This window comes from Mycolicibacterium austroafricanum (assembly GCF_902705885.1).
GTDB lineage: Bacteria > Actinomycetota > Actinomycetes > Mycobacteriales > Mycobacteriaceae > Mycobacterium > Mycobacterium vanbaalenii_A.
On sequence record NZ_CACSIP010000012.1, the window covers coordinates 157,655 to 171,892 of the forward strand.

At 67.9% G+C, this 14,238-nt stretch carries 15 protein-coding genes and 1 pseudogene; 10 read left to right on the plus strand and 6 right to left on the minus strand.

What is annotated here, in order from left to right; translation table 11 throughout:
- Positions 1-117: 117 nt before the first annotated feature.
- Entirely contained in the window at positions 118-1,014 is an 897-nt protein-coding gene (locus tag BEMPMBAN_RS09485; protein WP_159230106.1) for an SDR family NAD(P)-dependent oxidoreductase, read from the minus strand.
- A 109-nt stretch (positions 1,015-1,123) separates the two neighbouring features.
- On the opposite strand from BEMPMBAN_RS09485, the gene BEMPMBAN_RS09490 reads away from it, so the two are divergent.
- Together BEMPMBAN_RS09490 and groL are read left to right on the plus strand one after the other, a co-directional pair.
- Entirely contained in the window at positions 1,124-1,687 is a 564-nt protein-coding gene (locus BEMPMBAN_RS09490; protein ID WP_425294957.1) for a TetR/AcrR family transcriptional regulator, read from the plus strand.
- Positions 1,688-1,933: 246 nt separating this feature from the next.
- Positions 1,934-3,559 carry a chaperonin GroEL gene (groL, locus tag BEMPMBAN_RS09495; RefSeq protein WP_159230107.1) on the plus strand — a complete coding sequence of 542 codons (1,626 nt, stop codon included), beginning with the start codon at positions 1,934-1,936 and terminating at the stop codon, positions 3,557-3,559.
- Between the two features lie 95 nt (positions 3,560-3,654).
- On the opposite strand, the gene BEMPMBAN_RS09500 is transcribed toward groL, so the two are convergent.
- Complete coding sequence (locus BEMPMBAN_RS09500; protein WP_159230108.1) at positions 3,655-4,035, minus strand: pyridoxamine 5'-phosphate oxidase family protein; 381 nt, start codon at positions 4,033-4,035, stop codon at positions 3,655-3,657.
- A 52-nt stretch (positions 4,036-4,087) separates the two neighbouring features.
- Here BEMPMBAN_RS09500 and BEMPMBAN_RS09505 point away from each other — a divergent pair, with 52 nt between their 5' ends.
- Positions 4,088-4,945: a hypothetical protein gene (locus tag BEMPMBAN_RS09505; protein ID WP_159230109.1), complete on the plus strand. Its 858-nt coding sequence runs from the start codon at positions 4,088-4,090 to the stop codon at positions 4,943-4,945.
- 20 nt (positions 4,946-4,965) lie between these two features.
- Positions 4,966-5,129 (plus strand): annotated as a pseudogene (locus BEMPMBAN_RS32545) (SDR family NAD(P)-dependent oxidoreductase); the annotation flags it as partial.
- 45 nt (positions 5,130-5,174) lie between these two features.
- On the opposite strand, the gene BEMPMBAN_RS09515 reads toward BEMPMBAN_RS32545, so the two are convergent.
- Positions 5,175-6,947: an N-acyl-D-amino-acid deacylase family protein gene (locus BEMPMBAN_RS09515; RefSeq protein WP_159230110.1), complete on the minus strand. Its 1,773-nt coding sequence runs from the start codon at positions 6,945-6,947 to the stop codon at positions 5,175-5,177.
- A gap of 22 nt (positions 6,948-6,969) precedes the next feature.
- On the opposite strand from BEMPMBAN_RS09515, the gene BEMPMBAN_RS09520 reads away from it, so the two are divergent.
- The 6 genes from BEMPMBAN_RS09520 to BEMPMBAN_RS09545 are packed head-to-tail and all read left to right on the plus strand — an operon-like array spanning position 6,970 to position 11,804.
- Positions 6,970-7,368, plus strand: coding sequence for a VOC family protein (locus BEMPMBAN_RS09520; protein ID WP_159230111.1), 399 nt, complete (start codon positions 6,970-6,972; stop codon positions 7,366-7,368).
- Positions 7,361-7,873, plus strand: coding sequence for a mycothiol transferase (locus tag BEMPMBAN_RS09525; protein ID WP_159230112.1), 513 nt, complete (start codon positions 7,361-7,363; stop codon positions 7,871-7,873). The genes BEMPMBAN_RS09520 and BEMPMBAN_RS09525 overlap by 8 nt, the downstream gene beginning before the upstream one ends.
- A 29-nt stretch (positions 7,874-7,902) precedes the next feature.
- Positions 7,903-8,451: a phosphatase PAP2 family protein gene (locus tag BEMPMBAN_RS09530; protein WP_425294954.1), complete on the plus strand. Its 549-nt coding sequence runs from the start codon at positions 7,903-7,905 to the stop codon at positions 8,449-8,451.
- A gap of 9 nt (positions 8,452-8,460) precedes the next feature.
- A complete protein-coding gene (locus tag BEMPMBAN_RS09535; protein WP_159230113.1) occupies positions 8,461-9,990 on the plus strand; it encodes an aldehyde dehydrogenase family protein in 1,530 nt (509 codons plus the stop codon).
- 60 nt (positions 9,991-10,050) lie between these two features.
- Positions 10,051-10,914 (plus strand): polyphosphate kinase 2, encoded by an 864-nt coding sequence (gene ppk2 / locus BEMPMBAN_RS09540; protein ID WP_159230114.1) that lies wholly within the window; start codon positions 10,051-10,053, stop codon positions 10,912-10,914.
- 41 nt (positions 10,915-10,955) lie between these two features.
- Positions 10,956-11,804, plus strand: a complete 849-nt coding sequence (locus BEMPMBAN_RS09545) for a hypothetical protein (protein ID WP_159230115.1) — start codon at positions 10,956-10,958, stop codon at positions 11,802-11,804.
- 3 nt (positions 11,805-11,807) lie between these two features.
- Here BEMPMBAN_RS09545 and BEMPMBAN_RS09550 read toward each other — a convergent pair whose 3' ends face one another.
- Genes BEMPMBAN_RS09550 through BEMPMBAN_RS09560 form a run of 3 tightly spaced genes read right to left on the minus strand, consistent with a single transcriptional unit; the run spans position 11,808 to position 14,145 of the window.
- Positions 11,808-12,563 (minus strand): Rv2686c family ABC transporter permease subunit, encoded by a 756-nt coding sequence (locus BEMPMBAN_RS09550; RefSeq protein ID WP_159230116.1) that lies wholly within the window; start codon positions 12,561-12,563, stop codon positions 11,808-11,810.
- Complete coding sequence (locus tag BEMPMBAN_RS09555; RefSeq protein ID WP_159230117.1) at positions 12,563-13,273, minus strand: fluoroquinolone export ABC transporter permease subunit; 711 nt, start codon at positions 13,271-13,273, stop codon at positions 12,563-12,565. Before BEMPMBAN_RS09555 ends, BEMPMBAN_RS09550 begins: the two co-directional genes overlap by 1 nt.
- A complete protein-coding gene (locus tag BEMPMBAN_RS09560; RefSeq protein WP_159230118.1) occupies positions 13,270-14,145 on the minus strand; it encodes an ABC transporter ATP-binding protein in 876 nt (291 codons plus the stop codon). Before BEMPMBAN_RS09560 ends, BEMPMBAN_RS09555 begins: the two co-directional genes overlap by 4 nt.
- Positions 14,146-14,238: the final 93 nt, after the last annotated feature.

Below are 14,238 nucleotides of genomic sequence, written 5' to 3' on the forward strand. Positions count from 1 at the left end.
CATGACTCCTCCCAATCGCCCGGCCGCCTGCGCGGCTTGACCGGAATGCAGTCTAGGGCAGGCGGTTCCGCAGCCGCATCTTGGTCGGCGTGTCCGCCCCGCGTGTCTTGTGCCCGGCTAGACCGGGAACGCCACCTTCGTCAGCTCCTCCGAGACCGTCCACAACCGGCGCTGCAAGTCGAGGTCGTAGGACTGGGCGCTGGAGGCGACGACCACCGGGTTGCCCCGCTGCTGCGCGATGCCGTCAGGTCCGTAGTACTGGCCTCCGAGCACGCCCGGGTCGGTGGCGGCGCGCAGCGTCGGCAGGGCGCCCATCGCCGGGCTGTGGGCGAAGAGCGGGGCGACGACCCCGAACGCGCCCTGCACCGGCTTCGGAAGGTTGCGGGCCAGCTCGGTGGGCGAGGTCCCCGGGTGCGCGGCTACGGCGACGGTCTTGCCGCGGGGTGCGAGCCGGCGCTCCAGCTCGTAGGTGAACAGCAGGTTGGCCAGCTTCGACTGGGTGTAGGCGCCCATCCGGTTGTAGCTGCGTTCCCACTGCAGGTCATCCCAGTGGATCGCGCCGCCCATCTTGTGGCCGTTGCTGCTGACCGTCACCACCCGGGCGCCGGGGACGTCGAGCAGTCGGTCCAGCAGTCGGCCGGTCAGCGCGAAGTGACCCAGATGGTTGGTGCCGAACTGCAGCTCGAAACCGTCTGCGGTGGTGCCTTTGGGCGTGGTCATCACCCCGGCGTTGTTGATCAACAGGTCGATCTTGTCGAAGCGCGACTTCAGCGCGTCAGCCGCAGCGCTGATCGAGGCCAGCGAGGAGAGGTCCAGTTCCTGCACGTCGACGGTTCCCGACATCTGGGCGGCGGCCTTCTGGCCCTTGTCGGTGTTGCGGACCGCGATCACGACGTGGGCGCCGCGGGCGGCCAGGGCCTTGGCGGTCTCGAAGCCTAGGCCGGTGTTGGCGCCGGTGATCACTGCGGTGCGACCGGTCTGGTCGGGAATGTCGGAGGTGGTCCAGTCGGTCATGCGGGGTGCTCCTCGAGGCCTCGGTATGGTGAAGCGGGGCGAACGCCCCGGTTGATTGCCACTATACGGAACGATTGCCCCGCTTATCTGGAGGTGCGCTGTGGGCGAAATCGAACGCCCGCGCACCCGCGCGCTGCGCGTCGACGCGGCGCGCAACCGGGCACGGGTACTCCAGGTCGCCTACGAGGCTTTCGCGGCCGACGGTCTCGCGGTACCGATCGACGAGATCGCCCGCCGTGCCGGTGTCGGCGCGGGCACGGTGTATCGGCATTTCCCGACCAAAGAGGCGTTGTTCGGCGCCGTCTTCTCTGACCGGGTGCGACTCATCGTCGACCACGCGCACGCCCTGCTGGTCGCCGAGGCGCCGGCAACAGCACTGTTCGCGTTTCTGCGCGACATGGTCCGCAACGGCGCCACCGACCACGGGCTCGTGGACGCGCTGGCCGGATACGGGATCGACCTCGAGACCGCGGCGCCCGGCGCGGAAGCAGCGTTTCTCGACGTGTTGGGGGAGTTGCTGACCGCTGCCCAGCAGGCCGGCTCCGTGCGGCCCGACATCGGCGTCGCGGAGATCAAGGCGCTGCTACTGGTGTGCAAGACGGCGCAGCTCTACGGCGACAAGGTGTCCGACCGGGTCGCGTCCGTCATCGAAGACGGTCTCCGAATGCCCTGACCTCCGGGGGTCGCGTCGATGGTCCGGCTCCTCACGGCCTCGCGCCTCGGCCGCATCGGCACCGGACTGCCTTGCACTCACCATGGTCGAGTGCTAAGAATGCAGTTGGCACTCGCGACCGGCGAGTGCTAGGTCGGGACGGTGAGGCTCGGGGCCGCACCTGCGGGGCACACCCAAGCCGTCCGTCGCGGGCACTGCGCCCGACCAGCAAGACGTGCATCCCCGATCCGGAGGAAACACTTCGCAATGGCCAAGACAATTGCGTATGACGAAGAGGCCCGCCGCGGCCTCGAGCGGGGACTCAATGCCCTCGCCGACGCGGTAAAGGTGACGTTGGGGCCCAAGGGTCGCAACGTCGTCCTCGAGAAGAAGTGGGGCGCCCCCACGATCACCAACGATGGCGTGTCCATCGCCAAGGAGATCGAGCTGGAGGACCCGTACGAGAAGATCGGCGCAGAGCTGGTCAAGGAAGTCGCCAAGAAGACCGACGACGTCGCCGGCGACGGCACCACCACCGCCACCGTGCTGGCTCAGGCGCTCGTTCGCGAGGGCCTGCGCAACGTCGCCGCGGGTGCGAACCCGCTCGGCCTGAAGCGCGGCATCGAGAAGGCCGTCGAAGCAGTGACGAACCGTCTCCTCAAGGAGGCCAAGGAGGTCGAGACCAAGGAGCAGATCGCTGCCACCGCCGCGATCTCCGCCGGTGACACCCAGATCGGCGAGCTCATCGCCGAGGCGATGGACAAGGTCGGCAACGAGGGTGTCATCACCGTCGAGGAGTCCAACACCTTCGGCCTGCAGCTCGAGCTCACCGAGGGTATGCGCTTCGACAAGGGCTACATCTCGGGTTACTTCGTGACCGACGCCGAGCGTCAGGAAGCCGTCCTGGAGGATCCGTACATCCTGCTGGTCAGCTCCAAGGTGTCGACCGTGAAGGATCTGCTCCCGCTGCTGGAGAAGGTCATCCAGGCCGGCAAGTCGCTGTTGATCATCGCCGAGGATGTCGAGGGCGAGGCTCTTTCCACCCTGGTGGTCAACAAGATCCGTGGCACCTTCAAGTCCGTCGCCGTCAAGGCTCCGGGCTTCGGTGACCGCCGCAAGGCCATGCTGCAGGACATCGCGATCCTCACCGGTGGCCAGGTCGTCAGCGAAGAGGTCGGTCTGTCTCTGGAGACCGCCGACGTCGCGCTGCTGGGTCAGGCCCGCAAGGTCGTCGTGACCAAGGACGAGACCACGATCGTCGAGGGCGCCGGTGACTCCGACGCCATCGCCGGCCGGGTGTCTCAGATCCGTGCCGAGATCGAGAACAGCGACTCCGACTACGACCGCGAGAAGCTGCAGGAGCGCCTGGCCAAGCTGGCCGGCGGTGTTGCGGTGATCAAGGCCGGAGCTGCCACCGAGGTGGAGCTCAAGGAGCGCAAGCATCGCATCGAGGACGCGGTTCGCAACGCCAAGGCTGCCGTCGAAGAGGGCATCGTCGCCGGTGGTGGCGTGGCCCTGATCCAGTCGGCTCCTTCGCTCGACGAGCTGAAGCTGACCGGCGACGAGGCCACTGGCGCCAACATCGTCCGGGTCTCGCTGTCGGCCCCGCTCAAGCAGATCGCCCTCAACGGTGGCCTGGAGCCGGGTGTCGTCGCCGAGAAGGTGTCCAATCTGCCCGCGGGTCACGGCCTCAACGCCGCGACCGGCGAGTACGAGGACCTGCTCAAGGCCGGCGTTGCCGACCCGGTGAAGGTCACCCGCTCGGCGCTGCAGAACGCGGCGTCCATCGCGGCGCTGTTCCTCACCACCGAGGCCGTCGTCGCCGACAAGCCGGAGAAGGCCGCCGCACCTGCCGGCGACCCGACCGGTGGCATGGGCGGCATGGACTTCTAGTCCGACGCTTCGCTACGGGAAAGCCCGGCTCCGCAAGGGGCCGGGCTTTTTCGTCGCTTGTGCGGTACCGGGGCCAGCGGTCGCGGAGTCCACAATCAACGCTGCCCCTCGAGCGGCACGCAGTCGTGCAGGCCGGCGGGGTCGCAGGCCAGCGACTCGGCAGTCGCCCTGCGATGCAGAACCGCGCGCGTCGGTTCGACAGTCAGAGAGTCGCCCGACAGGTGCGCGTGGCCGTCCATGATCAGCGAGTACCCGCCCGGATCGCGCGGGGGCCACACGATCGTGACGTCGGGATGCGCGGCGGTGTTCTCCCGGGTGTGCCTGCCGACCGTGCCGAGGCTGAGGCGGCCGTCGCGCAGTATCGGCTCGACGAACACGGTGTGGGCGCGGAAGTCATCGCTTACCGAGACGAGATAGGCGAAGGCGAATTCGGCCAGTCTGTCGGCTAATTGGTCGAGATCCACCCTCACACTCATGCGTCCATCCTGCCCGATGGCCCGAAGAACGGCAGTAAATTAGACTCCGGCGATGGGCAACAAGCGACGCGGCGCCACGATCGGCGAACTGCTCGCCGCGGGTGACCGAGCCGGCGCCAAAGCATTGGTCGACGCGAACCTGACGCGGGATCCCGCCTCACTGCACCGTCGTTGGGAGCAGGCGGCCGTCTACTGCCGGGTGGGTCTGGTGGAGCCGGGATTGTCGGCGGCGCTGGCACTGCGCGAGACAGAGGCTTGGCCCGAAATCGCCAAGGACGTCTGGGATCTCACGCTATGGGCCGGTAGGCCCGACATCGGCGTATCCCTGGTCGAAGAGTGGCTCGACGTGATCGAGGACCGCGCCGACATCAACGCGGTGCCGTGCACATGGCAGCACATCGCCCGGGTGTACCTCGGCCTGTCCTGGGCTGCTGGGAGGGCTTCGCAGGCGGAGGCCCGCCTGGCCGGGCACGCCAACCTTCGTGACTCTGGTTGGCGCATGGAGAAGAATAAGGACATCATCGTCTGGAACTCCGCCGATAGCATGGTCGACAACTTCCTCCCGCCGACCGTGGCGGCTGTGCAGGGTCGCTTTGTCAGCTGCGGTGAGTACACCGAGGACTACGACGCTCTACTGGCGGCGCTCTTCAGTCTGTCCGAGCTGTCACCGCAACAGGCCTGGGCCCGGCTCGACCAGTTGGAAACCGAGCGGTCACTGCATCCGATCGGAGCCGCATACCGTGCGCAGACCGCCCGGCGCGGAGGGGACCCGGCGTCGGCGCACCAGTGGCTGTACGCCTGGTTCGCCGACCCCAACTTTCCGATGGACGTCTCGGATCTCGTCGTCACGGGGTTACTGCGGTTCTTCGTCGAGGTCCGGGGCCAGTGGCTCGCGTCCGTGACCGGGTGAGCGCCCGTTAGGTTCGAGGCATACCGCTGCCACCGCCCTCACCGTCGTCCACTGCCGTCGTCACCGGCGCCTCCTCCGGCATCGGCGCCACCTCGCCGATGAACTGGGTGACGGCGTCTGTGTCGAGGTGATCGGTTGTGATGTCGCAGATCCCGACGCCCGCGCCGAACTGTTCGCCGAGGTCGCAGATTCGCAGGGTCACCAGAGTGCGTACCCGCGGCGCGCCGCGTCAATCCGCGGGCGCGGGTCGGCGGCCCCGGACGAGCTTGCCCGGCCGGGCGNCGGTGGGCACCCCGTTCTCGGCGATCACCTCGCCGGAGACGACCGTGGCACGGTAACCGTCGGCGGTCTGGTCGAGGCGACGTCCGCCCGCGGGCAGGTCACCGACGACGACAGGCTTGTGCAGCCGCAGCGCCGCCGCGTCGATGACGTTGAGATCGGCCTTGTATCCCACCGCGATTCGGCCACGATCGGCCAGGCCCGCCACCCGCGCGGGCGTCGACGTCAGCTCGCGCACCGCCGCGGCGACCGACAGCCGGCCCGAGGGTCGGTCGCGCACCCAGTGGGTGAGCATGTAGGTCGGGAACGACGCGTCGCAGATCATCCCGTAGTGCGCGCCGCCGTCGCCGAGGCCGAGCACGACGTCGTCTCGGTGCAGCAAGTCCGCGACGGTGTCCAGGGATCCGTCGCGGAAGTTCGCGAGCGTGACCAGAAGCATTGCGTGACCGCCGTCGTCGAGCAGACGGTCGTATGCCTCCTCCAGGGGGCTGACGCCGCGTGCCCGGGCCTGCGCCCCGATCGAATCCGACGGTGACGGCTCGTAGTTCGGGGGGTCGCCCAGCGGGAACATGTAGTCCCAGGCCTGGGCGGCGAACATCAGCGGATGCCCGTCAGCGGCCGGTTTGTCTGACAGAATGCGTTGTCGGACTTCGGGTTTGCGTAGCTCCGCGACCAACTCGGGCAACGGCAACCCGGCGATCTCCCGAAAGGACGGGTACAGCACGAACGGGTTCCCGGACAGCTCGAGGCCGAGCACCAACCCGATGGGGCGCGGGAAGACCTGTGCGCTGATCTCCCCGCCTGCGGCGTTCGCCTTGGCGACCATGTCGAGGCCGTCGACGAAGAACGGGTCGCCTGCGTTGCCGATCGCCAACGTGAACGTCACCGGCAGGCCGACCTCCGCGGCGACGTCGAACACCGTCTGCAGGGCCGGGCCGTAGTCCCCGGCGACCAGGTCGGGCACGAACTGGATCAACCCGCCGCCGGCATCCTTGACACCACGTGCGATCGCCTCGATCTCGGCCCGGCCTGCCTCGAAACTCGGTATCGGCCTACCGCTCTCGGACTTGTGCAGGGTGAGCCGTGACGACGCGAAGCCGAGCGCGCCGACATCCACGGCCTCGGCGGCGAGTTTGCGCATCAATGCCAGGTCTTCATCGGTGGCGGGTTCGCGGTCCACACCGCGACGACCCATCACGTACACCCGCAGCGGGGAGTGCGGCAGGAACGCGGCGACATCAATGTCCCGGCGTCCCGAGTCGAGGGCGTCGAGGAACTCCGGGAACGTCTCCCACGTCCACGGCAGCCCGTCGACCATCACGACACCGGGGATGTCCTCGACGCCCGCCATCAGATCGACGAGCACGTCGTGGTCGTCGGGCCGGCACGGGGCGAAGCCGACGCCGCAGTTGCCCATCACGGCCGTGGTGACGCCGTGCGCCGAGGACGGTGTCAACCGCTCCGACCAGATCGCCTGGCCGTCGTAGTGAGTGTGCAGGTCGACGAAGCCGGGCGTGACGAGCAGGCCGGTGGCGTCGATCTCGCGGGTCCCGGTTTCGTTGATGACGCCGATCGCTGTGCCGTCTCCGCGGTCCACCGCTGTGTCGTCTCCGCGGTCCACCGCGACGATGACGCCGTCGCGCACCGCGACGTCGCCGACGTACGGTTCGCCGCCTAGACCGTCGACGATGGTGCCGTGCCGGATGACGAGCTCATATGTCATACCCCGAATGTACGGTGAGCTCATGATCGACCACTTCGGAATCAACTGTGCGGACTGGGAGAAGTCGAAGGCCTTCTACGACAAGGTCCTCGGCGTGCTGGGCTTCACCCGGCAGATGGACTTCCAGGTCGCCATCGGCTACGGCGTCGACGGCAAGCCCGACTTCTGGATCGCCGACATGAACACCGGTGACGCGGCGGGCCCCAACCGCGAGGTGCACCTCGCGTTCCAGGCGGCCGACGCAGACGCCGTGCAGGCGTTCTACGACGCCGCCCTCGAATCGGGGGCCGAGTCGCTGCACGCACCGCGGCTGTGGCCGGAGTATCACCCCGGCTACTTCGGCGCGTTCGTCCGCGACCCCGACGGCAACAACGTCGAAGCGGTGTTCCATGGGTTTCCGGCCGGCGCTGCCCATGTCTGACATCGACGCGGCACGGGAACTGCTCCGCGACTCGTTCACCCGGCTGATCGAGCACTCCGACGACCTGACCGACGGGCTCACCGACGCGGTCGCGTACTACCGGCCGACGCCGGAAGCCAACACCATCACATGGTTGATCTGGCACACCGCCCGCATGCAGGACGCGCAGGTGTGCGATATCGGCGGCATCGAACAGGTGTGGTTCCGCGACGGCTGGGTCGACCGGTTCGGCCTGGACCTGCCGCGCGACGCGCACGGCTATGGGCACACTCCCGAGGAGGTCGCCAAGGTCCGCGCGTCGGCGGAACTACTTGCCGGCTACTACCACGCAGTGCACAAGGAGTCGCTCGAGTACGTCGCCTCGGTCTCGGCCGAGGAGTTGGCCAGGGTGGTGGACCACAACTGGACTCCACCTGTGACGGCCAGTGCCAGGCTGGTCAGCATCGTCGACGACGCCGCGCAACACCTCGGGCAGGCGGCCTACCTCCGGGGCATCGCCAGCTGACCCGGCTCGACGTGGTCCGGTGGTGGCCGGTGGCCGGGCTCGCGGTCATGACGCTGCTCGGGCTGGCGGTCGGGACGGGCTCCACCCCGGTGGACGACTGGTTCCAGGACCTGGGTCAGACGCATCGCCTGCCGGGGTTCTTGCTGGTGTTCACCGACGGTCGGGTCACGCTCACGGTGTGGGCGCTCCTGCTGGCGATCGTGGTGATCCGCCGGCGCTGGCGGCCGGCCGCCGTCGTCGCGGTGGCGCCGCCGGTCGGCGTCATGCTGTCGCGGCTGGCCAAGCGCGTGTTCGGCCGGGAGAAGGAGGGCGCGCTGGCCTACCCCAGCGGGCACACCACACTCGCGGTCGTGGTGTTCTGCCTGGCCGTGCTCGTCGCCGGGGTGACGGCGTGGGCCGTGGTGGCGGCCGTGGTGGCGACGGTGCTCGCGGTGCTGGGGCAGGCAGTGTCCTACCACTACTTCACCGACGCGGTCGGGGCGGTCTTCCTCGGCACCGCGGTGGTGTGTGCTGCCGCCTGGGTCGCCCGACTTGACAGGTGTCAACCCGGCTGCGACGTGGGTCACAAGAGTGGTTAGCATGGGTACATGACAGCGACGCCCGATGTGGAACTGCCCAACCCGTTCAGCGGTACCGGCACCATCACCAACCCGGCGGACGGTTCGGTGGCCGGCCAGGTGCGCTGGACCGATCCCGCCGATGTGCCGCGCGTCGCCGCCGGCCTGCGCGCCGCGCAGAAGGAGTGGGAGGCTCGTGGCCCCAAGGGCCGCGCGAAGGTGCTGGCCCGCTACGCGGTGTGGCTCGGCGAACACCGCGACGAGATCGAAGCGCTGCTGATCAAGGAGACCGGCAAGTCCGCGGTGGACGCGGCCCAGGAAGTGCCGCTGATCATCATGATCACCTCGTACTACATCAAGACGATGGAGAAGGCACTGGCGCCGGAGTCACGCCCGGCCTCCCTGCCGTTCCTGGCGATCAAGAAGGTCACCGTGCACTACCGGCCCCGCCCTGTCGTCGGCATCGTCGCGCCGTGGAACTACCCGGTCGCCAACCTGCTGATGGACGGGATAGCTGCGCTGGCGGCGGGCTGCTCGGTGTTGCTCAAGCCCTCCGAGCGCACGCCGCTGACGGCCGAACTGCTGGTGCGTGGCTGGCTGGACTCCGGCGCACCGGAGGTGATGGCGATCGTGCAGGGCGCCCGCGAAGCGGTCGAGGCCGTCGTCGACAACTCCGACTTCATCCAGTTCACCGGATCGAGCGCGACCGGCGCCAAGGTGATGGAGCGCGCGGCGCGCCGACTCACCCCGGTCAGCCTGGAGCTCGGCGGCAAGGACCCGATGATCGTGCTCGACGACGCCGACGTCGACCTGGCCGCGCACGCCGCGGTGTGGGGCGCGATGTTCAACGCGGGCCAGACGTGTGTGTCGGTGGAACGGGTCTACGTGCTCGAGTCGGTGTACGACCAGTTCGTCGCCGCGGTGGTGCGCGACGTCGAGAAACTCAAGACCGGTGCCGGTGAGGGCTACGACTTCGGGGCATTGATCGACGAGAGCCAGGTCGCCGTGACCGAGCGGCACGTGCAGGACGCGCTGGCCGCGGGCGCCAAGGTGCTGACCGGCGGCGAGCGGCCGGCGGGTTCGGGCAGCTTCTACCCGCCGACGGTGCTCGTCGACGTTGACCACTCGATGGCGTGCATGACCGAGGAGACCTTCGGCCCCACGCTGCCGATCATGAAGGTGACCAGCGTCGATGAGGCGATCCGGCTGGCCAACGACAGCCCGTACGGACTGTCCGCGGCGGTATTCTCCAGCGACCTGGAGCGCGCGAAAGCCGTTGCGGTGCAGCTGGACTGCGGCGCCGTGAACATCAACGACGTGATCTCCAACCTGATGTGCACGACGGCCCCGATGGGAGGCTGGAAGACCTCGGGAATCGGCGCGCGTTTCGGCGGCGCCGACGGGTTGCGCAAGTTCTGCCGCCAGGAGGCGGTGGTCGCGCCGCGCACCAACGTCGGCGCGGGCGGCAACTACTACAACAACTCGCACAGGGCGCTCACCCGGATGAACAAGCTGATGACGAGGTTCGCGCTGATCGGTCCCCGGCGCTCGGCGAAGTAGTCCATCCGGCGTTCACCGAGCCGTCACCCTGAGGTACCTCCGGCTCGATAGCTTCTGCCGGTGACCACGCTCAAGGGAACCGAGTACTACACCGTTCGCGACGACGACGATGACGATCCCGTGTTGGTGCACCACCCGAGCGGGATCCCGGTCGACACCTGGCGCGAAGGCTATCCGTACGCCGAGCGGATGGCGCGCCCGGAGTACGAGGAGCAGAAGCGGCTGCTCCAGATCGAACTGCTGAAGCTGCAGAACTGGAGCAAGGCCAACGGTCTGCGTCACGTCATCGTGTTCGAAGGCCGCGACGCCGCCGGCAAGGGCGGCACCATCAAGCGGTTCATGGAGCACCTCAACCCCCGCGGTGCGCGGGTCGTCGCGCTGGAGAAGCCCACCGAACGCGAACGCACCCAGTGGTATTTCCAGCGCTACGTCACCCACCTGCCGGCCGCCGGCGAGCTGGTGCTGTTCGACCGGTCCTGGTACAACCGGGCCGGGGTGGAGCGGGTGATGGGCTTTTGCACTTCCGATCAGCACGAGGAGTTCGTCCGCCAGGCGCCGTTGTTCGAACAGATGCTGGTCAACGACGGCATCAGCCTGACCAAGCTGTGGTTCTCGGTGACCCAGTCCGAGCAGCGCACCCGGTTCACCATCCGCCAGGTCGATCCGGTCCGGCAGTGGAAGCTCTCGTCCACCGACCTGGCGTCGCTGGACAAATGGGACGGGTACACGGCTGCCAAGGAAGACATGTTCGCGCTGACCGACACCGACATTGCCCCGTGGACCGTGGTCAAGAGCAACGACAAGAAGCGTGCCCGCATCAACGCCATGCGCTACGTGCTCGGTAAGTTCGACTACGACAACAAGGACCGCGAGGTGGTCGCCGAAGCCGACCCCCTCATCGTGGGACGCGCGTTGACCGACTAGCCGAGTCAGGGTCTCCGTCGATCGTCCGGCAAGGAGGACCCGTGCGGTTTCTGGCCGCGCTGATGCTGTGGCTCATGACAACCGTGGCGCTTGCCGCTGCGGTGCCCGCGGTATGGGCGCAGGTGAACATCGTCGGTGAGCGCGGCTACGCCGCGCTGGCCGCAGCCGCGGCGCAGGAGCCCCGGCTGCAGGACGCGATGGCCGCCGAGCTCACCACCCAGGTGGTCTCGCTCGGTGCCGACAACGGTTACACCCTCAACCCCGAACTGGTCCGCCAGGTCGCCGGCTCCTACACCCGCAACGACGGGTTCCCCGGTCAGTTCGCGCAGGCCAACCGGATCGCCCACCGGTGGATGTTCACCGGCGCCGTCCCCGCCGGCAAATCCACCGACCAGTGGCTGATCGACGTCGCACCGATGCTGTCCGACCCGTCCTTCGCGGCCACGCTCGGCACCCTGGATCTCCAGGTCCCCCAGACCCTCACGGTGCCCATCACCGTCGACTCACCCGAACTGCGGCCGGGCAAGCTGCGATGGCTGGCGACATGGGGGCCGTGGGTCAGCATCGGCGCCGCCGTGATGGCCGCCGTCCTCGCGCTGCTGACGTTGGCCGCCGCCCGCTCCCGGGGCAAAGCGCTCACCGCGCTGGGTGTTTCGGGCCTGTTGGTGGGCGCCGCCGGATGGGCGGGAATCGAGGTCGGCCGCCGCCATCTGGAAGGCGCGCTGAATCGCACGACCGGAGACATCAGGACCGTCGCCGAGATGATGGTCGCCCAGGCCGAAGACAGCCTGCACCACTGGCTCAACATCACCCTGATGGCCGGCGGTGCGCTGGTGGTCCTCGGCGTGATCGCGTCGATGATCGGTGGGCTGGGGCGCCGTTCCGACTGACCCTCATGCGGTGTTCTTGGCGATGAAGCGTCGCAGCAGTAGCCAGATGACCGCCGAGTTGTAGACGACGCCGCCGAGCAGGTACGGCCACCAGGTGCCGTGGGCGTCGGCGACCCAGAACGCCTTGGCTGCCCAGTAGGGCGGCAGCACACCAAAAGCCAGGTTCCACGCCGAGTCGATGAACCAGGGCAGGCACGGCAATCCGGCGATGACGATACCCAGCAGGCGCATCACCGCGATGCCCTGGATCTTGTTGCCGGCCACCGCGACGATGAGCAGCAGCGTCACCACCGACGACAGCCCCGCCAGCATTCCGATCGGGACGAGCGCCGGTGTCAGCCCCGGTTGCAGGATTCCGCTGAGCGACATGGTGGCCACGACGTACACCGTGGTGACGATCACGGCGGTGGTTGCGCGGTAGGCGAAGAAGCTCCCCAGCGACACCGGGGTGACCCGAAGTGCTGTCAGGGTGCCGGCGTCGACCTCGTCGAGGACCAGGAAGGCGCCGAGGCCGCCGACGATGATGATGCTCGTCAACAGAAGGATCGCGGTGAGCATCAGCGGGTAGTGCGGCACCAGGTCGAATTCGTAACGGCGGGAGAGTGTTTCGGTCAGCGGCGGCACCAGCGCTCGGGTGCCGACGGTCCAGATCACCGGCGCCAACACCAGCATCACCAGAAGGGGGTCGCGGTAGGTGCCACGGATGTCGTTGCGGCCGAACGCCGCCCAGGCATGCAGTGCCGGTGTGGAGGTCGCCATCACAGCACCCCGGACCGCTCGACGACGTACCGGACGAACAGTGTTCTCGCCAGCCAGTACAGGCCGGCGGCGCACAGCAGCGGATACCCGAGCGCGTAGCCGACCTGCCACGGCGCGAGCGTCAGCTGGTCGAACGCCGCACCGAACAACAGCAGGGGACCCTGCGTGGGAATGAGGTACAGCACCGGGTTCGGCCACACACCGGACAGATGCAGCACGGGTAGCGCAAAGATCGCGAGCGGCACCGTGGTCGAGAGGAACCAGTCGCTGACCGACGAGAACGGCAGAGACGAGACGAATCCCGCCAACAGCATCACCAGCGTGCCCAGCGCCACCCCGGCCACCACCACAACGATCTCGGCACCGACACCGTGGGTCAGTGCCACCACGACGAGTGCGACGAACATCGAAACACTCATGAGCACGGCGATTTTCACCGAGAGGTACTCCCAGAACCGCAGCGGGGTGCAGATCACCGCACCCAGCGTGCGTTCCTGCTTCTCGAAGAACACCGAACCGCCGATGAAGAAGAACCCGATGATCGTGATGTCGCCGACGAGCACGTAGGGCTCGACGATGGGCCGCACCTGCGTCGGCATCGGCAGCAACAACGCCAGCCACAGCAGGCCGGAGACAACCGCGGCGTGGAGGAACCGCTGCCGCACCTGTGTGGTGGTTTCCAATCGCAAAGCGCTTGCCCACCTGCTCATACCAGGCTCCTGCCGGTGACGTCGACGAACACGTCGTCGAGGCTGGCTTCCCTGCTGTGGATGGTCTCCACGTGATGATCACGCAGGACGGTGTGGAATTCGGGATCGTCGGCGAGGCCGTCCATCCGGAACTCGGCGCTCTGCAGCACGCCCTGTGGGCTGCGGTAGCCGACCTGGACCAGACGTCGGCTGCGTGCGATCTTGAGTTCCGCGGGCTTGTCGAGGGCCACGATGCGGCCGTCGACGACGAACGCCACCCGGTCGCAGAGCTCGTCGGCGGTGGCCATGTCATGGGTGGTGAGGAAGATGGTGCGGCCGCGGCTCTTGAGGTCGAGGATCATGTCCTTGACCGTGCGCGCATTGACCGGGTCCAGGCCCGATGTCGGCTCATCGAGGAACAGCAGCTCGGGGTTGTTGAGCAACGACCGGGCGAAGGTCAGCCGCATCTGCATTCCCTTGGAGTACTTGCCGACTCGGGTGTCGGCCACCTCCCCGAGGCCGACCGCCTCCAGCAGTTCTCTGGGTTCCCGCGTCTGGCCGTCGTACAGCGAGGCGAAGAACCTCAGGTTCTCGGCGCCGGTCAACTTCAGGTAGTGGTTGGGGAGTTCGAACGAGACCCCGATGCGCTGGTAGTAGTCGGATCCCCAGTCCAGCGGGTCCTTTCCCCACACCAGCGCCTGACCGCCGTGGCCGCGCAGCAGGCCGATGAGAAGCTTCTGCGTGGTGGACTTGCCGGCTCCACTGGGTCCCAGAAACCCGAAGATCTCGCCGGCGCTCACGGTGAAGTCCATGCCGCGGACGGCGGGCTCGGTCGTTTTCGGATAGGTGTAGGTCAGTTGTCGTACGTCGACGACGTGCGCAGTGGTGTTCATCGGCTCGGGTGTGGCCTTTCGCGGGTAGGGGTGATCCACGTTTCCGACCAGACTTCCCGGAGCTCCGGCAAGGACTGTACTAGACTTTCAGAA